The sequence below is a fragment of the Thiothrix litoralis genome (genome assembly GCF_017901135.1).
GTDB classification, from domain to species: Bacteria; Pseudomonadota; Gammaproteobacteria; order Thiotrichales; family Thiotrichaceae; genus Thiothrix; species Thiothrix litoralis.
Genome location: NZ_CP072801.1, coordinates 2432432 through 2458645, shown reverse-complemented (window position 1 = coordinate 2458645; position 26214 = coordinate 2432432). Strand labels below are relative to the sequence as shown.

The 26214-nt window shown below is 54.4% G+C and carries 11 protein-coding genes; all 11 read left to right on the top strand.

Going from position 1 to position 26214, the window contains the following annotated elements:
• Nucleotides 1-91 precede the first annotated feature (91 nt).
• Nucleotides 92-1870: a hypothetical protein gene (locus tag J9253_RS11895; protein WP_210221194.1), complete on the top strand. Its 1779-nt coding sequence runs from the start codon at nucleotides 92-94 to the stop codon at nucleotides 1868-1870.
• Nucleotides 1871-1972: 102 nt separating this feature from the next.
• Complete coding sequence (locus tag J9253_RS11890) at nucleotides 1973-4471, top strand: SdrD B-like domain-containing protein (RefSeq protein WP_210221193.1); 2499 nt, start codon at nucleotides 1973-1975, stop codon at nucleotides 4469-4471.
• 4 nt (nucleotides 4472-4475) lie between these two features.
• Nucleotides 4476-5405, top strand: coding sequence for an SMP-30/gluconolactonase/LRE family protein (locus J9253_RS11885; protein WP_210221192.1), 930 nt, complete (start codon nucleotides 4476-4478; stop codon nucleotides 5403-5405).
• 42 nt (nucleotides 5406-5447) lie between these two features.
• A complete protein-coding gene (locus tag J9253_RS11880; protein WP_210221191.1) occupies nucleotides 5448-7892 on the top strand; it encodes an SdrD B-like domain-containing protein in 2445 nt (814 codons plus the stop codon).
• Between the two features lie 37 nt (nucleotides 7893-7929).
• Nucleotides 7930-9486: a DUF11 domain-containing protein gene (locus tag J9253_RS11875; RefSeq protein ID WP_210221190.1), complete on the top strand. Its 1557-nt coding sequence runs from the start codon at nucleotides 7930-7932 to the stop codon at nucleotides 9484-9486.
• A gap of 209 nt (nucleotides 9487-9695) precedes the next feature.
• On the top strand, nucleotides 9696-13229 hold the full coding sequence (locus tag J9253_RS11870; protein WP_210221189.1) for an SdrD B-like domain-containing protein: 3534 nt from the start codon (nucleotides 9696-9698) through the stop codon (nucleotides 13227-13229).
• 42 nt (nucleotides 13230-13271) lie between these two features.
• On the top strand, nucleotides 13272-22754 hold the full coding sequence (locus J9253_RS11865) for an IPTL-CTERM sorting domain-containing protein (RefSeq protein WP_210221188.1): 9483 nt from the start codon (nucleotides 13272-13274) through the stop codon (nucleotides 22752-22754).
• Between the two features lie 152 nt (nucleotides 22755-22906).
• Nucleotides 22907-24310, top strand: coding sequence for a 3-isopropylmalate dehydratase large subunit (gene leuC, locus J9253_RS11860; protein ID WP_210221187.1), 1404 nt, complete (start codon nucleotides 22907-22909; stop codon nucleotides 24308-24310).
• Nucleotides 24311-24322: 12 nt separating this feature from the next.
• Nucleotides 24323-24463 carry an entericidin A/B family lipoprotein gene (locus J9253_RS11855; protein WP_210221186.1) on the top strand — a complete coding sequence of 47 codons (141 nt, stop codon included), beginning with the start codon at nucleotides 24323-24325 and terminating at the stop codon, nucleotides 24461-24463.
• 5 nt (nucleotides 24464-24468) lie between these two features.
• Nucleotides 24469-25104 carry a 3-isopropylmalate dehydratase small subunit gene (gene leuD / locus J9253_RS11850; protein ID WP_210221185.1) on the top strand — a complete coding sequence of 212 codons (636 nt, stop codon included), beginning with the start codon at nucleotides 24469-24471 and terminating at the stop codon, nucleotides 25102-25104.
• A gap of 28 nt (nucleotides 25105-25132) precedes the next feature.
• Complete coding sequence (leuB, locus tag J9253_RS11845) at nucleotides 25133-26212, top strand: 3-isopropylmalate dehydrogenase (RefSeq protein WP_038141754.1); 1080 nt, start codon at nucleotides 25133-25135, stop codon at nucleotides 26210-26212.
• Nucleotides 26213-26214: the final 2 nt, after the last annotated feature.

Genomic DNA, 26214 nt, shown 5'->3' with positions numbered 1-26214 from the left:
CGTAAACGAAAAGAGGAGCGAGAACAGGGTCGGCTCCGCCGACGCGCTATCCCTCCCCGACCTGAAGGACGGGGTATCTCGCGCAAGACGGATGAAATTCCATTCAGGCATTATTCTATGCCTTGCATTCCTATGGCTTGGGGGTTGTGGGGATGATAAACCGAAAAGCGTGACGCTGCCGGTGGTTGATAAATTTGCCGACACCAGCGCCTTGGCGAAAGTTGTGCCGGGTGAGCAATGGCATTCTGACATTCCACAACTGGCTGATTATTGGCAGCGCGTGCAAGCGGCGTTGCAGGCTAATCCGCCTATCCTGATGTTAAACGCTCAGGAATTGCCGGATGCCAAAGCGCAACTGGCGCAGCAACTGGCCGTCGCCAATGCAAAATTCCTTCAGTTTACCCGTGATGAAAAAACCCATGAAGCGTTGCGCAATGAAATCATGACGGTGCGTAAGGCATTGCCTGCGGACTTCAATGGCAATGCCGGGCCGTGTGCGCAAGCGGAATGCTGGCGGGTAGAGATGTACGACCATTTCCATAATGCCTCCACCATTGCGTTCGTGGATGTTGGGCAGCAGCAAGTGCTGGGTGTTAGTCGCCAGAATTACACGCAGCCGGATTTGTCGCCGCGTTTGGTGGCGCTGGCTTCCGCGATTGCCGGGGCAGCACCGGAAGTGCAAGCCATTTTGCAGGACAGAAACCGCCAGCCAGACAAGAAAGATTTCAAGACAGCGTTGCAGGATTCGATGTGCGAACGTTCGCACCACCTGTGTGTTGCGCCCACTTATGTGTTTGAAAACGATGCTTTGTGGGCGATTGTGGATTTGACCGCTGGCAAACTGGTAGGCACGCGTTGGACAGATTTGGGCGCGAGTGGCCCCAAAACCGTGGTCACGGAACGCAGTCTGGAAAACGAAACCACCTTCCGTAATTTCTGTGAAAAGGTGAATAGCCTGTCGCAGGATGGCTGGAATATGGAATACGTGATCACCGGCTCGGATGGTTTGCAGCTTTCCAAGGTGACATTCAATGGCAAACAAGTGCTGAAGAACGCCAAGGTAATGGATTGGCACGTGAGCTATTCGACCCGCGAAGGCTTTGGGTACAGTGATGCGATTGGTTGTCCGCTGTTCAGTTCGGCGGTGGTGATTGCTTACAATGGCCCAAAAACCGAGCCGATTGTGAAAGATGGGCAGGCAGTCGGGTTTGCGGTGGTGCAGGATTTCCGTCAGCCGCCGTGGCCGACACCGTGCAATTACCGTTATGTGCAGCGCTTTGAGTTTTACAAGGATGGGCGCTTCCGGGTGGCACAGGCCGATTTTGGGCGCGGCTGCGGGACGGATGGAACCTATCGTCCGGTGGTGCGGATTGATCTGGATGCAGCAGGCGCGGGCAGCACCGATACGGTTGCCGAGTGGAACGGTGCGGACTGGACAGCGTGGGACAAGGAGCAATGGCGTTTGCAGGATGATGCCAAGTTTAGCGGGGAAGGTTATCAGTACCGGGTGACAGGCAAGGATGGCAAGGGCTTTTATGTCGAGCCGGGGCGCGGGCAGTTTGGCGATGCGGGGCGTGGCGACCATGCATTCACCTACTTCAGTGCCTACAAGCCGGAAGAGGGCGAGCAGGATACGGTGACAATGGGTTCGTGCTGCAACAAGGATTACCAGCAGGGGCCGGAACATTTCATTGAGCCAGCCGAACCCCTGAAAGATAAGGATGTGGTGTTGTGGTACGTGCCGCAGATGAAGAATGACGGGAACCCCGGTAGCGAATATTGCTGGGCGGATACGCGGGTGAAAAATGGTGTGCAAAATATTGAGGTCTGGCCGTGCTGGTCGGGGCCGATGTTTGTGCCGGTGAAATAGCGATGTGCTCGGTTCATGCTATCCGATAAACGGGCAATCAATTGGGTGAATGCTGCTGTATAGTTGAGCGATACAATAAAACAATAATGCGGGGGCGTTATCGTGATCAATCAAGGGAAATGTAAACCAGCCAGCGTAGGGCGTTGGTGCGGTGGTTTGTTGGTGTTGGGCATTATTGGAAGTGTTCCGACTGTTATGGCAGCAGGGGCTATCAGCGGCACGGTTTTCAGTGACCTGAATGCTAATGGTGTCATGGATGCGGGGGAAGCCGGGTTCGGTAACATTACGGTGACTGCCTACGATCCAGCGGGGGCTGCCCAGGGTACTGCAACGACTGCTGCCGACGGTAAATATACCCTTGATGCGACAGGAACGGGGGCTTACCGGGTTGAATTCACTAATATTCCCGCCTACGACTGGCCTGGAGCCAAGGGTAGCCAGAATGCTGGCAGTATTCAGTTTGTAGCAGATGGTGCCACGGCTAATGTGAATTTAGGTATTCAAAGCCCAGCCAATTATTGTCAGGCTAACCCCAAGCTGGCGACGCCGGTTTATGTCAATGGTAATGCTAGCAATGCGAATGCGGCGATGTATTCACTGGGCTACGATGGTACTGCTAAAGCAACGATCGCCAAACAATCCGATATTGGTTCAACATGGGGTTTGGCTTATCAGCGCGAAACCGGAAAGTTGTATGCGGCTGCTACGGTCAAGCGTCATGCGGGGCTTGGTTCCTTGGGGTTGGGGGGGATTTACGCGTTCAACAGCCCCAATGGTGCGGGTGGAGCCGTTCCCTTTGTTGACCTTGATGCCGCTCCATTCAATCTTAATGTCGGTACATTGGGCAATAATACTGCGCGTGGTTTGCCCGCTGGTGTAACGACCATGAATAATGACCCGGCTGCGTATAGTGCCGTTGGGATGCAAGGTATCGGGGATATTGACCTCACCGAAGACGGTAAAACCTTGTGGGTGACTAACCTGAATGCGGTCAAAGGTGGTGTTGGTTCACTGGTTAAGTTGGATGTTACCAAGGGTGTAGCGCCTACCAGTGCAACGGAATACCCGTTGGCGGATATAAGCGGTTTGCCTACTTGTACAGGCGGTGTGTTGCGTCCGTGGGCATTGGCGTTTCACCACGGCAAAGGTTATCTCGGTGCGGTGTGTTCTGCGGAAACCAGCAAAAACCGTGCTGATTTACAGGCATTTGTGTTGTCCTTTGACCCGAATGCACCGACCAGTGTGGCCGTTGAATTAAATTTTCCTCTGACCTATACGAAAGGTGCTGTTAATACGACAGCGTTCCCCACTATCGGTAGTCAGTGGAATGCTTGGTCAAATAATCCGGCGGATTTCTTTACTGGCAGCAACTATTACGGTAGACCTACCCCGGTGTTGACTGATCTGGAATTCGACGATAGTGGGGCAATGGTTCTGGGGTTTATGGATCGATCCGGTATGCAGTTAGGTGCTTATAATCTCATGCTTGCTGGAACAACCGATCTGATTATTTATCAGCAAGGCGGGGATATGTTACGGGCTTGTCCTGATGCGGCGGGGGCATTCCAGTTGGAAAGTGCAGGAAAATGTGGTGGTGTGACGGGCTTTAGCACCAACAATAATAAAGGCCCCGGTGGCGGTGAGTTTTATAACGATAATATTCCTATTGCTCCGATCTATCACGAGGAAATGCCTTATGGTGGTTTGGCGATCAAGCCGGGTTCTGGCGAAGTGGTTTGGGCAGGGATGGATCCGGCGGTTTATGACAGTGGCGGTGTTTACTGGTCTAAAAATGCCAATGGGTCGCGTGTCCGCGCTACTGAGCTATGGAATGGTATGCAAGGTGGATCAGATGGTATCGGCGTAATGAATGGTTTTTCCGGTAAAACCGTCGGTTTGGGCGATATTGAGGTCTTGTGTGACCCTGCGCCTGTGGAAGTAGGCGACCGAGTGTGGTTGGATCAGGATAGCGACGGCATTCAGGATGCGGATGAAGCTGGTATTGATGGTGTCGCCGTCAAGCTGATTTGCGGGACGGATGAAGCAACGGTGACTACTGCCAATGGTGGGCAGTTCCTGTTTACCAATAAAGCCGGGGGTAATGCCACGTTTATGGGCTATGGTGAAAGTTGCGTGGTGAAGGTGGATAGTTCCCAGCCCGTGGTGAAAGATTACAAACTGGCTACTGCCAATACCGATGGCGTTACCAGCAATAATGCCCTGACCGATGTGCGCGACTCGGATGCTACGGATAATGCGGGTACAGCCGAGATTGCCTTTACCGCCGGTGGTGCAGGTGAAAACAACCATGCGCTGGATATTGGTTACCAGAGTGCGCCTGTTACCGATATTAGCTTGACCAAGGTGGTAGATAAAACCACTGCCCATCGTGGTGATACGCTGGTGTATACCTTAACTGCCACCAATGCGGGGCCGGCTATAGCCAGTGGCGTGGTCGTGACTGACCAGTTGCCAGACACAGTGACGTATGTTGAAGATGATGGTAAGGGGGATTACATCCCGGCGACTGGCCTGTGGACGCTGGGGAGTCTCGCGAAAGGTGATGCTAAGACGTTGACGATTACGGTAACGGTTAAATAGTTTTATGGACAAGATGTTATGGGGCATGGCCTGCGTTGCAGGGCTGCTGAGTGCTTGCGGCAAGCCGGACATGGGGCATTTCAAACCGGGCGTGGCGGATGCTTGCCGGGCGATGCCTGCTTTCATCAGCAAAACCGGGATGGGGACGCAGGTGGCGATTGATACCCAGCAGCAAGGGTATATGGGCTTACGCTTGCTGCAACCGCAATCGGGGAAGTCGTGGCAGCACCCGAGTTGGGATGATGCGGGGCATGTGGGTGCGTTTGCGCGGGATAGCGGCGGTAATATTTACGTCGCCCCAACGCCGGAAGTGAGCCTCGCCGAAAACCCACCTGCCTTGCAAAACCGCCTTTACCGCATTGAGGCACAGACCGGGGAAATGGCGTTGTGGCTGGAATTGCCTGCGGTTGCCCCACCATCGCCCTCCAACCCATTCGGGGTGATGGGCTTGTTTTACGATTGCGATACCAACAGCCTGTATGCCAGTTCGCTGGCGGGTTCAGAACCGAAGCAAGCGAATGGTAGAATTTATCGCGTGGACGTTGCCACCAAAAAAGTCATGAGCCAGCTTGAGAATACCGACGCGATTGGGGTCGGGGTATTCAACGGGGCGGAACACAAACGCCTGTATTTTGGGTCGGCGCGTTCGTCGGATGTGTATTCGGTGGCACTGGATGCGGCGGGGGATTTCACCGCAGATGCTCGCCATGAGTTTGCACTAGCAACCTTGCCGGATGGGAATAGCACCAGTGTGCGTAAATTCAGCTTCGGGCAAGAGCGTGGTGGGCAATATGTGATGCAGGTGAAAGAATTGGAGTTTGGCTTCCGCTTGCTGGCAGAAAATAATCCGCACAGGCGGATGTACCGTTTCGCGTATCAGCCAGAGCAGGATAGTTGGCAATTCGTGGGGGCGTTCCCGGAATCGGCTGAGTAGCCTGACTGCTCTTTCAATAATGATAACTAAAAGTCAGATATTATGTGGAATAAAACAATATTAAAACATTGGCAGCCTTTGGGGCTTGGCGCTTTGCTTCTCTCCTCCCCATCTGTTTACGCGGATATTTCCGGCAAGGTTTTCCGGGACTTCAACGCCAATGGTGTATTTGATACCGGCGCTAGTTTCAAGGAAATGGGGATGGTCGGTGTCACCATCAAAGCTTTTGATGCTACTGGTGCGGAAAAAGCCAGCGCAACGTCTGGTGTTGATGGTACTTACACCCTGAACATCGCAGATAGTGCCGATTACCGCGTGGAATTCTCGTGGGCACAAAGTTGGTTGAAGAATGGTAGTGCTGGTGGCACATCTGTACAGTTTGTTAAAGGCGATGCCAGTAACGTTAATGCGGCGGTGAGCAATCCTGCGGATTATTGCCAAGCTGATCCCATTGTTTCTACAACATATTTTTGGCCATTAGTGCAGGATACTACGAATCCGACGTTAGTCGGCGTGCCCTACAGTGCGGGTGTTACCGCGCCGAGTGCGGAAGCTTACAAGCTATCAAGTTGGCAAGATGTTGCACCCGTCACGTTTGGTGAGTCCAAACAACTTGGGGCAATTTTTGGTATTGCGTGGAATAGAAAAGACAATTATTTATACGCTGCTGCCATGAAGGAGCAATACGTCGGCTTTGGTCCCGGCGGGCGTGGGCAAGTTTACCGGGTGAAGATCAATCCTGCGGATGGTAGCGCCGTCAGTGCGCCAGAGGCATGGGTGAATCTTGAAACTGATCTCGGTTTATCGGTTTGTGGTTCTCATGGCGATCTTGCCAATGCAGGGTATTCTGATGCGGAATTCGATCAGGTAGGCAAGTGTAGCCTCGGTGATATTGAAATTTCCGACGATAATAAGTCATTGTTTGTCAGTAATTTGACGACCAAGCAAATCATTGAGATTTCAACAGCAGATGGTTCCAAGCTGAATACATTTGATTTTCCGTTGAATGCCGTAGATTGCCCGAATAATTCTACTACCAGCATACGCCCATTCGGCTTAAGTTATAAAGATGGCAAGTTGTTTGCGGGGGCGGTGTGTTCGGCAGAAGAATCTAAGGACGCGAATGATCTTCGGGCATTCGTCTATCGACTCGATAACCCCGCTAGTAAAACCTGGACACGTGTTACCCATTTTGACCCTGGGGTGGTGCGAGAAAATCAATATGAGACTGGCAAAACATCCTGGGAAGCCTGGCGTAGTGCCTGGACGGATGCTGGTGGTTACTATCAGGGATACGAGAGCCCGATGTTGTCCGATATTGAGTTTTACGGCGATGATATGATTCTGGGGTTGAGAGACCGCACTGGAGACCAAATAGCTTCCGGGATTATTATTAAAGGGACAACGATTAACGGGGTGGCAACACGTGGTGATGTGCTGTGCGCTTCTTATGACGCTACAAATGAAACGTATACACCGGAAACAGATAACCCAAATGCGTGCGGCAGCCACCTTGCTTCGGGAGTGGGGCGCGGCGATGGTAATGGTGAATTCTTCTGGGGTGATGGTAATACAAGCGCCAGCTCCCACGAAGAAATTACTATGGGTAATCTCGCGGTGTTTGGTGGCAGCCAATTAATGGTTGGCGGTGTTAACCCTGCTTACCCATTTGGTGCAGAAACTGCTAATTCAGGTGGTATTTTATGGTTAAACAATGAAAATGGAGCACCCCTGAAAACCTATTACCTGTATGAGAATAGTGCTGTCAGTAATAATTCCAAGGGTAATGGAATGGGGGATCTTGAGGCATTGTGTGACCCTGCACCCATCGAAGTAGGCAACCGTATTTGGCAAGACACTGACGGCGATGGTATCCAGGATGCAGACGAAGCAGGTATTGATAATGTAGACGTAACCCTGACTTGCGGCACAGAGACAGCGACCATGAAAACGGCTAATGGTGGGCAATTCCTATTCTCTAATAAAACCAATGCGACTTTTATGGAGGCGGATGAAAGCTGCAAAATCACGGTTGCAGCGGCTCAAGCACCCCTCGATGGCTTGAGCATTACTACCCAAAACGCTGATGGCATCCTTGACAATAATCCGGTAACGGATCTTCGTGACTCGGACGCGACATCTACCGGGGAAATCACTTTTACGGCAGGTAGTGCTGGTGAAAATAATCACACCTTGGATATTGGTTACAAAAGTATTCCAGTCGTCACGACAGATGTCAGTTTGGTCAAAGTTGCCGACAAATCAGAGGCAAAGCGTGGCGACACGGTGGTTTATACCCTGACTGCGGCTAATGCTGGGCCAGATACCGCTACGGGTGTCGCCGTTACCGATCAATTACCGGCAGGCGTGACTTGGGTCAGCGATGATAGTAGTGGCGCGTATGACAAAACGACCGGGGTTTGGACGGTGGGTGAGTTGCTGAAAGAGGACAGCAAGGTGCTGCACATTACGGTCACGGTAAACTGATGGCTTCGTGAATTTACAATTAATAGAAAGGGTTATAATGATGAAAAATAAGACTAATTTGAAAGGGCTGTTATTGACCTGTTGTGCTGTTGGCGTATTGGTGGCCGCTAATCAATCTTGGGCTGCTGACATTACCAACTGTGCGGAGGTTTCTGCTACCACCGAAATCGACGTGGATTCACAACCCAATAATATGTCTGGGACAACGGTTGTTGAAGATGATGAGTCCTGCGCACCTGTTACTGTCAACATTGTGTATGACTTTGGTGATGCCCCGGATAGCTACAAGACCTCGCTGGCTAAGGGCGGTGCTCAACATGAAGTTGTGCCATGGTTGAAGCTGGGTGCTGCCATTGATGATGAAGCGGATGCCCCAACACCTTTAGGCGCTGATGCAGATAAAGACGGCGCGGATGAAGACGGTATCAATATTTCATCATTAGTAGTGGGGCAAAAAAATGTCAAGTTGCAAACCACGACCGCACCCGTGAATACCTCAGGGGCTGATGCCTACCTCGGTTGCTGGATTGATTATGATGCCAATGGCACGTTTGATGCTGGCGAGTTTGGTTCTGCCGTTGTGCCCAATAATAATGCGGCGCAAATTGACGTTACCATGCCAGACGTTCCGGTGACGACAACGGCGGGTGATAGTTATGCCCGTTGCCGCCTAAGTAACGTTGCCCTGACTGCGACAGATGCTGCCGGGACGTTGGCGGACACGACAGGTTTCGCTGATGGTGAGGTTGAAGACTACAAGATCAGCTTTACGGCACAGCCTACGTTTGACTTGGCTTTGATGAAACGGGTTAAAACACCCGCGCCGGATGCGACTGATCCGACCTTGCCGGTTTCCTTGAGTGTGGGTGATACCGTTACGTTCGAGATGACGGTCAGCAATCAGGGCGGCGTTGAAGCTACCGCCATTACCGTGACGGATTACATCCCAACGGGTCTGAAACTGGCTGATGCATCAGCAGCCCAATGGACAGTGGTCGGTAATATTGCAACGCTGACTACGCCTATCGCCAGTTTGGCGGCTAATGCCAGCACAACACTGGATATTACCTTTACGGTAGAGTCAACCGCAGTGCTGGGCGCTCTTGAAAATGCCGCAGAAATCAGTGCAGCAACCGGTGTTGATGGCAGCGGCAATCCACTCACAGATAAGGACTCCACACCAGATGCGACCAATGACGATACCGTCAAAGATGATGTGGTGAGTGAAGACGGCAAAGCTGATAAAGCCAATGACGAAGATGACCATGATATTGCCAAAATCACCATTGTCCCGAAAGCTGACGTTGAGCTGACCAAAACGGTAGCTGATGATAAAGGTGCTGCTATTACGGATGTCCGCCGTGGGCAAACCGTTGTGTACACGTTGTCTGTGACCAACAAAGGCCCGAACGTTGCTACCGGCGTGGTGATTACCGACGTGCTGCCAAGCACCCTGGAATATGTTGCCCCAGCGTCTCCAAACCCGGAAGTTGTCTACGATACCGCGACGCGCACGCTGACTTGGACAGTGGCGGGCAGTCTGCCTGCTGATGGTGCCGTTAAGTCGTTGGCAATCAGCGCAATGGTTAAGTAAAAAGACTTAACGGTTACAACCCATCAGGCACAGGGAAGTGCCGATGGTGTTGACCCAAAACGAATTAAAATATTCCTACCGTTCTTCGGATTTGAGTTCAGGCATAAACTTGATGAATGGTATGATTTTTCGGACTAGATAAATTAACAAGAAATTAAAATCAAACTGACACCGGGGCTTCCAATAATGATAACAATAGGTCGGATAGAATGTACAAAAAAACACCTTTAATGCCTTGGCATTTTGTGGGGCTAGGGGTTTTGCTGCTGTCTGCTCAATCAGCTCATGCAACAGGGACACAAACATTCACCAAGGAATTATTAACACCTGCTACCGCGAAGCCGGGGGAGGCTGTTCAGTACCGTTTTAAACTGGCGTGTTCCAGCCTTACGTCGGATTGCGGCGACTTGACGATTGAAGACACGTTGCCTGCCGCGCTTGAAGCTGTTAGTTGCGCGGTTCCGACCGGGTTTACGGTGGTTTCGTGTGATGCTACCAACCCTGTTATCAAGATCACCAAGGATGCCGTATTCAATGGCGGGGATAGCTTCAATATTGATGTGGTCACGCGGGTCAAACTCGGTACGGCAGAAGATACCGTGTTGGCAAATACCGCTACGTCGGTCATTACGATGCCTGATTCTCTTGATAATGGCAGCGTGCCTTCTACGGCTGCTCCCGTCACTGTCGGTGCTTCTGCCCCGAACTGGAGCATCAAAAAAGCACGGGTTTCCCCTGCTACCAACCTGAAGCCTGCACCGAATACTGACGTTGGTTATCAAGTGGATTTCTGCTCAAATTCCGCTGTTGGCAACGTGAACCTCACGGGCGTGACGCTCAAGGATGCCTTCCCGGCAGGTGCAACCGTGGTGAATAACGGGGGCGCAACAGCCAGCGGTAGTGAACTGACGTGGGATTTGGGTAGCCAGGATTTGACCGCCCTGTATGCAGGCAAGGATTATACTTCCCAGGTTTGTATCACCAAGACCTATACCTTGCGTTACCCGGAAGCGACCTTCCCGATTGGCACGAGCATTACCAATACGCTTAGTGCGAACGCGAATGAAGGGGCGATTGGCCCGAATGCAGTGATTACTGAGGACATGGGTGAACCAACGCCGGGCGTTAACTTAAGCAAGTGGGCGCAAGACGTATTGGCAGGTGCGATGCCACCCTCTGATGGTTTTAACTGGGGGATTCGAGCGGATACTTATGGCTCGAATGCGCCTGTCCCTGATTTGACGCTTTATGATGCGTTGCCCAGCACGCCAACCGGTATTGTGCCAACTGAAGTCTTTGTGGGAACGTGGAATTCTCCGCCTACGACGAATGCACCGTCAGGCAGTGATGTACGTTTAACTTTGAGTTATGCGACGGTAGGGGGAGATTGCCAGACAGCGGCGTATACCGATTTGGTGGTGGATGCAGCAAGTGATGATTCATCAACGAGTTATCCGTTGCCTGAGGATACCCAGTGCTTACGTTGGAAATTCAAGGATCTAGGGCCAGATGGTCCGGCAGTTCCTCGTGGTTGGCAGTTTAACCCATACTGGTCAACCACGATGAAAGCGAATACATCTGCTGTTGTTGGGCCGTATCCAGTCGATGTGAAGAACTGTGTCGTGGGTACGTTTACGAAATTTGATACAACAACTGGCTCGTCAGGTGAGATTTGCGATCAAACTTTTATTGAAGAAGCGACACCAGCGGTTTGGCTGGATAAGTCGATAACCAATGGTTCTGCTTTCGCACCCGATAGTGAGGTGAAGTTTAAACTGTACGCCGAACACGCTTGGGATAGTTCAACAGGTGCAGCCGTCAACCCGGTGGTTTCTGACTTGTTACCGAAAGAACTGGATTTCGTGAGTTGGGATAGCTTTGCCGGTAACTGGGCAACGACAGATTTTCCTGAACCAAATATGGAGGTAATTAAGGATTATAAGGGCACAGGGCGTACCTTGGTGCGTTTCTCATGGGCTGCCACACCGCCAGCGGATTCAGTGAAGCTTGATGGTTCTCCGGGCACTGCCAATGCCGCCGATTTCGCGGTCGGTGGAGCCATGACGCTTGAAGTGACGGCCAAGGTTAAGCCCGGTACGGTGGTGGGTGGTTATACCAATGAAATGGCGTTTTTTGACAATAGCCCGCGCTTCAGTTGCACGAATACCCCTGAAGTGGTTGACAGTAACGATCTAGATGGCGATGGCAATGTAACGGAAAATGCCTGCACCAAACCAATTGGATTCGATGTGGTTTCCGCTGCGGTAATTTCTGCCGAGAAGTGGGTGAAAGGTGAATACCCAACCCTGCCTAACGTGGATGACCCGTTGACCAGCCCGGCTGTCACCAATGAACAATGCCCGGCAGATGGCGACGGTTATACCCGTTTCCCGTGTGTGGCACAGGTTTCACACAATGGCGCGTTCAATTACAAAGTATTAGTCACCAACAAGGGTAACGAAGCGCTGAGCAATTACATCCTTTACGACGTATTGCCAGCCAAGGGCGATACCGGGGTAGGCCAGCCGGTTTCCGGCCTGCAACGTGGCAGTGAATGGCGGCCTGTGATGACTGGCCCGATTACTGCTGCTGATGCTTACACAGCGTCAGCCGGTGCAGTAGTTGAATATTCCACGGCTGCTAACCCGTGCCGCCCGGAAGTTTCCTCTTCAGCGACCGAAACCCCGGCTGATCATTGGCAGGCCGGTTGCACGGATGACTGGAGTGCATCTCCCGCCGACTTTTCCAAGGTGACAGCATTCCGTATCAAAGCGGCATTTGCTTCTGCCCCGTATTGGGAACCGTTGCAATCACTGACCTTTAACGTCCCGATGGTGGCACCGGAAAATGCACCACCGAGTATTGTCGGTAATACCCGTTACTTCAATCCGGCATGGAACTCACTGGCGCACCGTGTCACCCAACAGTCCAACAACCAGCGTCTGGATACAGCGGAACCACGTCAGGTGGGGATTATCGTACCAACCATGAAATACCGCTTGGGCAACTTGGTGTGGAAAGACGAGAACGACAACGGTATTGCAGACGTAGGTGAAGCGGGGATTGCAGATGTGACGGTCAACTTGCTGGACAGCACTAATGCGGTGATTGCGACCACCAAGACCGATGCCAACGGGCATTACTGGTTTGAAGGTCTGGTGGCAGGCAAGTACCGGGTTGCGATTCCTGACCCTGTTGCACAAGCAGCCTTGGCTGGGATGAAATCATCCGACACGGGTGAGGAGGCTTCTCCTGATACTAATGTCGACAACAACGATAACGGTGTCACGACGGATGCTGCACTGGGGCTGGTTTCCGGCGAAGTGACGCTGGATGAAACACCGGCAGAACCTGAAAACGAAACGGTACGTTCCGGCGATGCGACCGATGATGACAACGATGCGTGGCCTGATATTGCTTCCAACGTGACGGTTGACTTTGGTTTCTTCACACCTGTGAGTGTGCCGGAAGCTAATGTTAGCCTGACCAAGGTGGCGGATAAGGCCGAAGCTAAGGCGGGTGATACCGTGGTGTATACCTTGAAGGTTTTCAATACTGGCCCGGATACTGCAACGGGTGTAGCGGTGACTGACAAATTGCCGGGGGGCATTACTTACGTCAGCGATGATGGGGCGACGCTGTACGGTGCCGATGTCTATGATGAGACGATGGGTGTGTGGACAGTCGGTGATTTGGCGAAAGATGAATCCAAAGAACTGAACATTACTGTAACGGTTAAATAACGGCCAACAAAGCTATAACTTAGAACAAAGAGAGCCATAATAATGAAAAAAATGACTAGTGCAAAAGCACTGCTGCTGACATTCTGTTCGGTTGGCGTGCTGACTGCGGCAAATCAATCTTGGGCTGCGGAGACGACTGTCACCAACTGCGCGCAAGTATCCGCAGTAGTTGAGGCCGATGCCGACGCGAATTCCACCCCTAATAACAAAAGCGAAGCTGATTTACTGGATGCTTTTGCTGCCGGTACGCTGGAAGAGGATGAGGCATGTGCACCATTAAAGGTGCTACCTACTACGCCGGTTTCTGTTGGTGACACCATCTGGATCGACGCGAACGAAGATGGCATACAGGATGCAGGCGAACTGCCGATGGAAGGTGCTGTTGTCACCCTGCTAGACAAGGATGGCAACCCGGTCAAAGACATCGAAGGTAATGATGTTCTACCTGTGACGACCCTCACCGACGGTAAATACCTGTTCAGCAACTTGCCGGAAGGCGAGTACAGCATTACGGTCAAAGCTATTGATGGCTATATTGTAACCAAAGGTGGCGCGGATGCGGATAATGACGCTTCCAACACCGACAGCAATTGTGCGGTGGTTGGCAGTAACATCCAAACGGCTCTATTTACCCTCACCGCCGGTGGTGAACCCATTGATGACGGCGACACCGACGCTAACAGCAACCTGAGCATTGACTGTGGTTTCTACCAGCCAAAAATGCCAACTCACAGTTTGGGTAACAAGGTTTGGGTGGATGATGGCGCAGGCACTGCTGCGAATGCCAACAATGGCTTGATGGATGCCGGTGAAGCGGCTGTCGCTGATGGCGTAAGCGTCGAGTTACGCGATGCGGCAGGCACAGTGTTGAGTAGCACGACCACCGACAAGGGTTTCTACTTGTTCAGTGGCCTAGCAGCAGGCGATTACAAGGTTTGTGTTGTTGCCAGCAACTTTGCTGACGGCGCGAAACTGGCAGGATTCACCGCCAGCACCGGCGGCAATGAAGCCAATGCAAACAGCAATGTGGACAGCAATGACAATGGCAGCGACGTTGTGGCAGATGGGCTGTGTTCCAATGTCATTACCTTGGGAGCCGATGAACCCACGGGTGAAACGGATACTGCCAGCGGCACGGCGGGTGACGATGGTGTGGGCACTGAAGATGCCCGTTCCAACCTGACGGTTGACTTCGGTGTGCTTCCGCCAGTGGTAGTAACCTACCCTGTATCCGTCGGTGACTACCTCTGGATCGATGCCAACGAAGACGGCATCCAAGACGAAGGCGAAGCTGCGCTGGAAGGCGCAGTCATCACCCTGCTCGATAAAGACGGCAACCCGGTCAAAGACCTCGACGGCAATGACGTGGCTCCGCTCACCGTGGGTACTGACGGCAAATACCTGTTCAGCAACCTACCCGAAGGCGACTACAGCATCAGCGTAGCTGCCCCTGAAGGCTACGTTGTCACCAAAGGCGGTGCCGATGTGGATGAAGACGCCTCCAACACCGACAGCAACTGTGCGGTGGTTGGCGGTAACATCCAAACGGCTCTATTTACCCTCACCGCCGGTGGCGAACCGGTTGACGATGGTGACACCGACGCCAACAGCAACCTGAGCGTAGACTGCGGCTTCTATCAACCGAAAGCACCCACCCACAGCCTCGGCAACCGCGTCTGGATCGACACCAACAACAACGGCTTGGCGGATGTAGGCGAATTGCCCGCCACCGCAGGCATCACGCTGGAACTGAAAGACGCAGCGGGTGCAGTCGTGACTTCCACCACAACCGACGCAACAGGCCGCTACCTGTTCGGTGGCCTCGCCGCAGGCAGCTACCAAGTCTGCGTCGTTGCGGACAACTTCCTTGCAGGCAACGTCCTGGAAGGCTACACCGCCAGCACCGGTGGTAACGCTTTGGATGCCAACACCGACCTCGACGGTGACGACAACGGCACTGACGACAACGGCACTGACGACACCAGCACTGGCCTGTGTTCCAACCTCGTGGTACTGGACGACCAAGAGCCGCTCCTCGAAACCACCGCCACTGGCGTAGATGGCAACGACGGCATCGGTACCGAAGACGCCCGTTCCAACCTCACCGTCGACTTCGGCATTGTCCCACCCGTCAAACCAGTCGCTGTCGGTGACTACCTCTGGATCGACACCAACAAAGACGGCCTGCAAAGTGAAGGTGAAATGGGTTTGGAAGGTGCGACCGTTACCTTGCTCGACAAAGACGGCAACCCCGCGAAAGATGTCGACGGCAACGACATTGCCCCAGCGATCACGGGTACAGACGGCCTGTACGGCTTCACCAAACTGCCCGAAGGCGACTACAGCATCAACGTCAAAGCCCCGGAAGGCTACCTGCCGACGCAAAACGCCGGTGACGTGGATGAAGTACCCGCCAACAACGACAGCAACTGTGCCGTCCAACCCGATGGCAGCGCCAGCACCGCCCTGTTCAACCTGATGGCTGACCAAGAACCCGGTGCCACCGCAGACGGTGACGGCACTAGCAGCAACCTGACGGTTGACTGCGGCTTCTACCAACCCGAACCCGGCAAAGCCACCATCAGCGGTACGGTCAAAGCTGACACCACCGGTGACACCGTAGGCGAAGACGCGCTTGAAGGCGTCACCCTTGCCTTGCAAAACCCGGACGGCACACCCGTGCTGGACAAAGACGGCAACCCAGTGACCACCCTGACCGATGCCAGCGGTGCTTATGTCTTCACCGACGTAACCCCCGGCGACTATCTGGTGGTGGAAACTGACCCGACTGGATACACCTCTGTCAGCGATCAGGACAGCACTTCCCCAGAAGACGACGCCGCCAACACCGACACCAACGACAACAGCCTCCCGGTTAGCGTCGTCGCGGACGAAACCGATGACGGTAACGACTTCGTAGAGCGTAAGCCAGTCGTGGCAACCCACAGTATCGGTAATATGGTCTGGGTGGACGACGGTGCAGGCGATGCAGCTAAAGCCAACAACGGTCAATTCGATGACGGAGAAAGCCTGCCTAACGGGGTTAAGGTCGAGTTGCGCGACAACAGCGGTGCAATTATTGAGAGCACCATGACCGCAGGCGGTTACTACTTGTTCAGTGGTATGAATGCCGGTGAGTATCAAGTGTGCGTTTCCGCCAATAACTTCACGGGTGTAGGCAAGCTGCTCAATTATACCGCTGGTGTGAATGGTAAGGAAGCTGATGCCAATGACAATGGTGACAACAACGACAACGGTGACACAACGGTTGAAGACGGCCTGTGTTCCAACGTGGTGGTCATAGACGACAAAGAACCAACCAGTGAAATGTCGACGGCGAGTGGTATTGCGGGTGATGATGGTGCTGGTACGGAAGATAACCGTTCCAACCTGACGGTTGACTTCGCAGTTCTGCCACCTGTTGTGCCAGCCAAACCAGTCGCCGTCGGTGACTACCTCTGGATCGATGCCAACGAAGACGGCATCCAAGACGAAGGCGAAGCTGCGCTGGAAGGCGCAGTCATCACCCTGCTCGATAAAGACGGCAACCCGGTCAAAGACCTCGACGGCAATGACGTGGCTCCGCTCACCGTGGGTACTGACGGCAAATACCTGTTCAGCAACCTACCCGAAGGCGACTACAGCATCAGCGTAGCTGCCCCTGAAGGCTACGTTGTCACCAAAGGCGGTGCCGATGTGGATGAAGACGCCTCCAACACCGACAGCAACTGTGCGGTGGTTGGCGGTAACATCCAAACGGCTCTATTTACCCTCACCGCCGGTGGCGAACCGGTTGACGATGGTGACACCGACGCCAACAGCAACCTGAGCGTAGACTGCGGCTTCTATCAACCGAAAGCACCCACCCACAGCCTCGGCAACCGCGTCTGGATCGACACCAACAACAACGGCTTGGCGGATGTAGGCGAATTGCCCGCCACCGCAGGCATCACGCTGGAACTGAAAGACGCAGCGGGTGCAGTCGTGACTTCCACCACAACCGACGCAACAGGCCGCTACCTGTTCGGTGGCCTCGCCGCAGGCAGCTACCAAGTCTGCGTCGTTGCGGACAACTTCCTTGCAGGCAACGTCCTGGAAGGCTACACCGCCAGCACCGGTGGTAACGCTTTGGATGCCAACACCGACCTCGACGGTGACGACAACGGCACTGACGACAACGGCACTGACGACACCAGCACTGGCCTGTGTTCCAACCTCGTGGTACTGGACGACCAAGAGCCGCTCCTCGAAACCACCGCCACTGGCGTAGATGGCAACGACGGCATCGGTACCGAAGACGCCCGTTCCAACCTCACCGTCGACTTCGGCATTGTCCCACCCGTCAAACCAGTCGCTGTCGGTGACTACCTCTGGATCGACACCAACAAAGACGGCCTGCAAAGTGAAGGTGAAATGGGTTTGGAAGGTGCGACCGTTACCTTGCTCGACAAAGACGGCAACCCCGCGAAAGATGTCGACGGCAACGACATTGCCCCAGCGATCACGGGTACAGACGGCCTGTACGGCTTCACCAAACTGCCCGAAGGCGACTACAGCATCAACGTCAAAGCCCCGGAAGGCTACCTGCCGACGCAAAACGCCGGTGACGTGGATGAAGTACCCGCCAACAACGACAGCAACTGTGCCGTCCAACCCGATGGCAGCGCCAGCACCGCCCTGTTCAACCTGATGGCTGACCAAGAACCCGGTGCCACCGCAGACGGTGACGGCACCAGCAGCAACCTGACGGTTGACTGCGGCTTCTACAAACCCGAACCCGGCAAAGCCACCATCAGCGGTACGGTCAAAGCTGACACCACCGGTGACACCGTAGGCGAAGACGCGCTTGAAGGCGTCACCCTTGCCTTGCAAAACCCGGACGGCACACCCGTGCTGGACAAAGACGGCAACCCAGTGACCACCCTGACCGATGCCAGCGGTGCTTATGTCTTCACCGACGTAACCCCCGGCGACTATTTGGTCGTGGAAACTGACCCGACTGGATACACCTCTGTCAGCGACCAAGACAGCACCACCCCGGAAGACGACGCCGCCAACACCGACACCAACGACAACAGCCTCCCGGTTAGCGTCGTCGCGGACGAAACCGATGACGGTAACGACTTCGTAGAGCGTAAGCCAGTCGTGGCAACCCACAGTATCGGTAATATGGTCTGGGTGGACGACGGTGCAGGCGATGCAGCTAAAGCCAACAACGGTCAATTCGATGACGGAGAAAGCCTGCCTAATGGGGTTAAGGTCGAGTTGCGCGACAACAGCGGTGCAATTATTGAGAGCACCATGACCGCAGGCGGTTACTACTTGTTCAGTGGTATGAATGCCGGTGAGTATCAAGTGTGCGTTTCCGCCAATAACTTCACGGGTGTAGGCAAGCTGCTCAATTATACCGCGGGTGTGAATGGTAAGGAAGCTGATGCGAATGACAATGGTGACAATAACGACAACGGTGACACAACGGTTGAAGACGGCCTGTGTTCCAACGTGGTGGTCATAGACGGCAAAGAACCAACCAGTGAAATGTCGACGGCGAGTGGTATTGCGGGTGATGATGGTGCTGGTACGGAAGATAACCGTTCCAACCTGACGGTTGACTTCGCAGTTCTGCCACCTGTTGTGCCAGCCAAACCAGTCGCCGTCGGTGACTACCTCTGGATCGATGCCAACGAAGACGGCATCCAAGACGAAGGTGAGGCAGCATTGGAAGGCGCAGTCATTACCCTGCTCGATAAAGACGGCAACCCGGTCAAAGACCTCGACGGCAATGACGTGGCTCCGCTCACCGTGGGTACTGACGGCAAATACCTGTTCAGCAACCTGCCCGAAGGCGACTACAGCATCAGCGTAGCTGCCCCTGAAGGCTACGTTGTCACCAAGGGCGGTGCCGATGTGGATGAAGACGCCTCCAACACCGACAGCAACTGTGCGGTGGTTGGCAGTAACATCCAAACGGCTCTATTTACCCTCACCGCCGGTGGCGAACCGATTGACGATGGCGACACCGACGCCAACAGCAACCTGAGCGTAGACTGCGGCTTCTATCAACCGAAAGCACCGACCCACAGCCTCGGCAACCGCGTCTGGATCGACACCAACAACAACGGCTTGGCGGATGTAGGCGAATTGCCCGCCACCGCAGGCATCACGCTGGAACTGAAAGACGCAGCGGGTGCAGTCGTGACTTCCACCACAACCGACGCAACAGGCCGCTACCTGTTCGGTGGCCTCGCCGCAGGCAGCTACCAAGTCTGCGTCGTTGCGGACAACTTCCTTGCAGGCAACGTCCTGGAAGGCTACACCGCCAGCACCGGTGGCAACGCTTTGGATGCTAACACCGACCTCGACGGCGACGACAACGGCACTGACGACACCAGCACTGGCCTGTGTTCCAACCTCGTGGTACTGGACGACCAAGAGCCGCTCCTCGAAACCACCGCCACTGGCGTAGATGGCAACGACGGGATCGGTACCGAAGACGCCCGTTCCAACCTCACCGTCGACTTCGGCATCGTCCCACCCGTCAAACCAGTCGCTGTCGGTGACTACCTCTGGATCGACACCAACAAAGACGGCCTGCAAAGTGAAGGTGAAATGGGTCTGGAAGGTGCGACCGTTACCCTGCTCGACAAAGACGGCAACCCCGCGAAAGATGTCGACGGCAACGACATTGCCCCAGCGATCACCGGGGCAGACGGCCTGTACGGCTTCACCAAACTGCCCGAAGGCGACTACAGCATCAACGTCAAAGCCCCGGAAGGCTACCTGCCGACGCAAAACGCCGGTGACGTGGATGAAGTACCCGCCAACAACGACAGCAACTGTGCCGTCCAACCCGATGGCAGCGCCAGCACCGCCCTGTTCAACCTGATGGCTGACCAAGAACCCGGTGCCACCGAAGATGGTGACGGCACTAGCAGCAACCTGACGGTTGACTGCGGCTTCTACAAACCCGAACCCGGCAAAGCCACCATCAGCGGTACGGTCAAAGCTGACACCACCGGTGACACCGTAGGCGAAGACGCGCTTGAAGGCGTCACCCTTGCCTTGCAAAACCCGGACGGCACACCCGTGCTGGACAAAGACGGCAACCCAGTGACCACCCTGACCGATGCCAGCGGTGCTTATGTCTTCACCGACGTAACCCCCGGCGACTATTTGGTCGTGGAAACTGACCCGACTGGATACACCTCTGTCAGCGACCAAGACAGCACCACCCCGGAAGACGACGCCGCCAACACCGACACCAACGACAACAGCCTCCCGGTTAGCGTCGTCGCGGACGAAACCGATGACGGCAACGACTTCGTAGAGCGTAAGCCTGTTGATGCAGTCAAACCAGTCGCTGTCGGTGACTACCTCTGGATCGACACCAACAAAGACGGCCTGCAAAGTGAAGGTGAAATGGGTCTGGAAGGTGCGACCGTTACCCTGCTCGACAAAGACGGCAACCCCGCGAAAGATATCGACGGCAACGACATTGCCCCAGCGATCACCGGGGCAGACGGCCTGTACGGCTTCACCAAACTGCCCGAAGGCGACTACAGCATCAACGTCAAAGCCCCGGAAGGCTACCTGCCGACGCAAAACGCCGGTGACGTGGATGAAGTACCCGCCAACAACGACAGCAACTGTGCCGTCCAACCCGATGGCAGCGCCAGCACCGCCCTGTTCAACCTGATGGCTGACCAAGAACCCGGTGCCACCGCAGATGGTGACGGCACTAGCAGCAACCTGACGGTTGACTGCGGCTTCTACAAACCCGAACCCGGCAAAGCCACCATCAGCGGTACGGTCAAAGCCGACACCACGGGTGACACGGTTGGTGAAGATGCCATCGAAGGTGTGCTGATTACCTTACTGAACAAAGACGGTACACCTGTGCTGGACGAGGACGGTAAGCCTGTGACTACCCTGACTGATGCAGGCGGCGCATACCGCTTCACTGATGTAGCCCCCGGCGACTATCTGGTAGCGGAAACTGACCCGGATGGTTACACCTCTGTGATCGACCAGGACGGTACTTTACCTGAAGACGACGCTGCCAACACCGACACCAACGACAATAGCATTCCTGTTAGCGTAGTAGCGGACGAAACGGATGACAGCAACGACTTCGTCGATCGCAAGCCAGTGTCTACGACGCCAGTTTCTGTCGGCAACCAGATCTGGATCGACAGCAACGCCAATGGCAAGCGTGACGAAGGTGAGAGCCTGTTGTCAGGCGCAGTCGTTACTTTGACGGATGCTTCAGGCCGTGCGGCCACGGATCTGGATGGTAAGCCGGTTGCCTCACATACCACGGGTGGTGATGGTCTCTACGTGTTTGGTAATTTGCCGGAAGGTGATTACATCGTCACGGTTGAGCCACCAGCAGGGTTCTTCCCGACTATGGGTGGTATTGATGCCGATGATGACGCGAGTGACTACGACAGCAACTGCCGTGTTAACCCGATCAACAGCACCATCGAAACCCATCCATTCACGCTGCAAGCGGGTACGGAATCGGATACAGACGGTGACGACGCCAACGGTAACATGACGGTTGACTGCGGCTTCTACGGCTCAGTCTCGTTGGGTAACAAAATCTGGCTGGACAGCAACGCCAATGGTCAGCAGGACAATGCCGAGCCGGGTATCGGTGGTATCACCGTTAGCTTGACGGAAGAAGATGGCATCACGCCGGTGATTGACATCAACGGTAACCAAGTCGCGGCTGTGACCACGGATGCCAACGGCAATTATCTGTTCGACAACCTGAAACCGGGCAACTACATTGTCACCGTGAAGCCGAGCAGTAACACGGGTTACAGCCTGACCAAAGGTGGCGCTGACCCGGATACTGATCCATCCAATACCGACAGTAACTGTAAGGTAGTGGCGGGTAGTTATCAGACATCAGCCGTGACGCTGTTGCCGGGTAGCGAACCCGGTGCAGAGGTGGATGGTGACGACGAAAGCCGTAATAGCACGGTGGACTGCGGCCTGATCCGCCCTGTCAACCTGGGCAGCCGCCTGTGGATTGACCTGAACGGCAACGGTAAGCAGGATGCAGGTGAACCAGGCGTGCTGGGTGCAACTGTTACCTTGCTGGATAAGGATGGCAAGCCAGTAACTGACATCTTCGGTGATGTGTTGAAGCCACAAACCACGGATGCGGATGGCAAGTACTACTTCGGCAATCTGCGTGAAGGGGCGTATGTGGTGAATATTGTCCCACCAACTGGCTATTTGCCGACCATTGGTGGCAATGATCCGAACGACGACGATGCTGCGGATAGCAACGGTATCCTCAACCCGGATGGTAGTATCTCCAGCAAGCCGATTGACCTCAAATGGGGTGAAGAGCCAGAGGATGGTGGTGCAACCAATACCACGGTTGGTTTCGGTCTGATTGCTAGCCTGCACGCTCAGGCGATCAATGTTCCGACCCTCAGCCAATGGGGTGTGGCGATCATGAGTATGTTGTTGGCAACAGCCGCATTCTTCCGCCGCCGCCGCGAAGACTAAGGGAGGGTATTTTCCTCATCCCCAGCCCTTCCCTCGCAAGAGGTGAAGGGTGCTAGTAAAAAGGCCAGCCTCGTGCTGGCCTTTTTTTGTGGATGATGTATAACAAAAAAGTGTATTATGTAGCCTTTTTCCAACAGCAGTTTTGGGGATTTATGGCTGGCAAAACGCTCTACGATAAGGTCTGGAATGCGCATGTGGTGAGGCAAGAAGCTGACGGCACAGGCTTACTCTATATCGACCGTCATTTGGTACACGAAGTGACTTCACCGCAAGCCTTTGAAGGGCTGCGCCTCGCCAACCGTCAACCGTGGCGGGTCAACTCGATGGTAGCCGTTCCCGATCACAACGTTCCAACCATTGGCCTGGAGCACGGCATTACCGACCCGATAGCCCGTTTGCAAGTCGAAACCCTCGACGAAAATTGTCGCTCCTTTGGCATTACCGAATTCAATATCGGCGACATCCGTCAGGGCATCGTGCACGTCATTGGCCCTGAGCAAGGCGCAACCTTGCCCGGCATGACCGTGGTTTGTGGCGATTCACACACCTCGACGCATGGCGCGTTTGGCGCATTGGCACACGGCATCGGCACATCCGAAGTCGAGCACGTCATGGCGACCCAGTGCTTGATCCAGAAAAAGATGAAAAACATGCTGGTCAGCGTGGATGGCAAAGTCGGCGCAGGCGTGACTGCTAAAGACATCGTGCTTGCCATTATCGGTGAAATCGGCACGGCGGGCGGCACAGGTTACGCCATCGAATTCGGCGGCGAAGCTATCCGCGACTTGTCGATGGAAGGCCGTATGACGGTCTGCAATATGGCTATCGAGGGCGGTGCTCGCGCAGGCATGATAGCCGTGGATGACACCACCATTAACTACGTCAAAGGCCGCCCTTACGCCCCGAAAGCGCACGATTGGGATAAAGCTGTTGCCGCTTGGCAAGACCTGCATTCCGATGCGGATGCGGTATTCGATCGGGTAGTACGCCTCGATGCTGCCAGCATTCAGCCGCAAGTCACTTGGGGGACTTCCCCCGAGATGGTACTGCCGGTGGATGGTAAAACGCCTGACCCCGCCAATGAAAGCGATGCGGTCAAAGCCAGCGGTATTAGCGCAGCGCTCAAATACATGGGTCTGGAAGCCAATACGCCGATTACTGACGTGCAAATCGACAAGGTATTCATCGGCTCTTGCACCAACTCACGCATTGAAGATTTACGTGCTGCCGCCGCCGTTGCCAAAGGCCGCAAAGTCGCGAGCAATGTGAAGCTGGCGATGGTGGTTCCCGGCTCCGGCTTGGTCAAGCAACAAGCGGAAAGCGAAGGGCTGGATAAAATTTTTATCGAAGCGGGTTTTGAATGGCGTGCACCGGGTTGTTCCATGTGCCTTGCCATGAATGCTGACCGTCTCGAACCGGGCGAGCGTTGTGCCTCTACCTCCAACCGCAACTTTGAAGGGCGGCAAGGGCAGGGCGGGCGCACCCATCTGGTTAGCCCGGCTATGGCGGCTGCGGCAGCGGTGACTGGTCATTTTGTCGATGTTCGTACCCTGTAAGGAGATGATCCCATGCAAAAGTTACTGAGTGTATTATTCCTGATGGCCTGTCTGTTGGTTGCTGGTTGCAGTACCGTGGAAGGCGTTGGCAAAGATCTGAAATCGTTGGGTGGCTCGATTGAACAAAATGCCCAGACAGAAAAGGCAAAATAATCATCATGGATAAATTTACTGTACATACCGGTCTGGTGGTTCCGCTGGACCGTTCCAACGTGGATACGGATGCGATTATTCCCAAGCAATACCTGAAATCCATTCAGCGTACTGGCTTTGGCCCGACGCTGTTTGATGACTGGCGTTACCTTGAGCCGGGCGAACCGGGCATGGATCACAGCAAGCGCACCCCGAACCCGGATTTCGTGCTGAATTTCCCGCGTTATGCCGGGGCTTCGGTGCTGTTGGCGCGTGAAAACTTTGGTTGCGGTTCCTCACGGGAACACGCGGTCTGGGCGCTGACGGATTACGGCATTCGTGCGGTAATTGCGCCGAGCTATGCAGATATTTTCTTCAATAACAGCTTCAAGAATGGCTTGCTGCCATTGACGCTGCCTGCTGAGGTGATTGATCAGTTGTTCACGGAAGCACAGGCGTCAGAAGGCTATCAGTTGACGGTTGATCTGGAAAAGCAGCAAGTGGTTACGCCGAGTGGCGCAGCGTTTGCGTTCAGCATCGACGAATTCCGCAAGTATTGCCTGCTGAACGGGTTGGATGATATTGGCCTGACACTGCAACACGCGGCTGACATCAAAGCGTATGAAACGCAGCGCAAGCAAGCAGCGCCTTGGTTATTTTAAGATTCTGGTTTATTTGGGTTAGATTCACATGACACACAAAATTTTGGTATTGCCCGGTGACGGTATTGGCCCGGAAATCGTGGCGGAAGCGGTTAAAGTCCTCAATGTTTTCACGGCGGAAGGCAATCTGTCGGTAGCGCTAGAATACGCGAATATCGGCGGCATTGCTTACGACAAGGAAGGTCAACCTTACCCGGATTCCACCCGCGCGCTGGCACAAAAGGCTGATGCGATTCTGCTTGGCGCTGTCGGTGGCCCGCAGTACGACACGCTCGACCGTCCGTTGCGCCCGGAACGTGGCTTGCTGGCGATTCGTGCTGATCTCGGTCTGTTCGCCAATTTACGCCCGGCGATTCTGTACGAAGAGCTGGCCTCAGCTTCCACCCTCAAGCCTGAAGTGGTTGCAGGGCTGGACATTATGATCGTGCGCGAACTGACCGGCGGTATTTACTTCGGTCAACCTCGTGGCATTCGTGTGCTGGAAAACGGTGAGCGTCAAGGTTTTAATTCTGCTACTTACACCGAATCCGAAATCGAGCGCATTGCCCGCGTCGGCTTTGAAACTGCGATGAAGCGCAACAAGCGCCTGTGTTCCGTCGACAAGGCTAACGTGCTGGAAGTGTGCGAACTGTGGCGCGAAATCGTCGAGAAAGTCGGTAAGGAATACCCTGAAGTCGAACTCAGCCACATGTACGTCGATAACGCCGCGATGCAATTGGTGCGTGCGCCCAAGCAATTCGACGTGATTGTGACCAGCAACCTGTTTGGCGATGTGTTGTCTGACGCCGCCGCCATGCTGACCGGTTCTATTGGTATGTTGCCTTCTGCCTCCCTGAATTCTTCGGCGTGTGGCTTGTACGAACCGATCCACGGTTCTGCGCCTGACATTGCAGGCCAGGGCATTGCCAACCCGTTGGCGACCATTCTGTCCGTAGCGATGTTGCTGCGTTACAGCCTCAATCGTCCAGAACTGGCTGAGCGCGTCGAAGCGGCAGTGGAAAAGGTTCTGGCATCTGGCGTGCGCACTGGCGACATTTACACCGAGGGTTGCCGCAAAATTGGCACGGTGGCAATGGGCGATGCAGTCGTTGCTGCCCTACAAGGTTAAAT

Coding starts and splice junctions, on each gene's coding strand:
- J9253_RS11870 (WP_210221189.1), top strand. CDS start 9,696: ATGTACAAAAAAACACCTTTAATGCCTTGGCATTTTGTGGGGCTAGGG.
- leuC (WP_210221187.1), top strand. CDS start 22,907: ATGGCTGGCAAAACGCTCTACGATAAGGTCTGGAATGCGCATGTGGTG.
- leuB (WP_038141754.1), top strand. CDS start 25,133: ATGACACACAAAATTTTGGTATTGCCCGGTGACGGTATTGGCCCGGAA.
- J9253_RS11880 (WP_210221191.1), top strand. CDS start 5,448: ATGTGGAATAAAACAATATTAAAACATTGGCAGCCTTTGGGGCTTGGC.
- J9253_RS11885 (WP_210221192.1), top strand. CDS start 4,476: ATGGACAAGATGTTATGGGGCATGGCCTGCGTTGCAGGGCTGCTGAGT.
- J9253_RS11875 (WP_210221190.1), top strand. CDS start 7,930: ATGATGAAAAATAAGACTAATTTGAAAGGGCTGTTATTGACCTGTTGT.
- J9253_RS11855 (WP_210221186.1), top strand. CDS start 24,323: ATGCAAAAGTTACTGAGTGTATTATTCCTGATGGCCTGTCTGTTGGTT.
- J9253_RS11865 (WP_210221188.1), top strand. CDS start 13,272: ATGAAAAAAATGACTAGTGCAAAAGCACTGCTGCTGACATTCTGTTCG.
- J9253_RS11895 (WP_210221194.1), top strand. CDS start 92: ATGAAATTCCATTCAGGCATTATTCTATGCCTTGCATTCCTATGGCTT.
- leuD (WP_210221185.1), top strand. CDS start 24,469: ATGGATAAATTTACTGTACATACCGGTCTGGTGGTTCCGCTGGACCGT.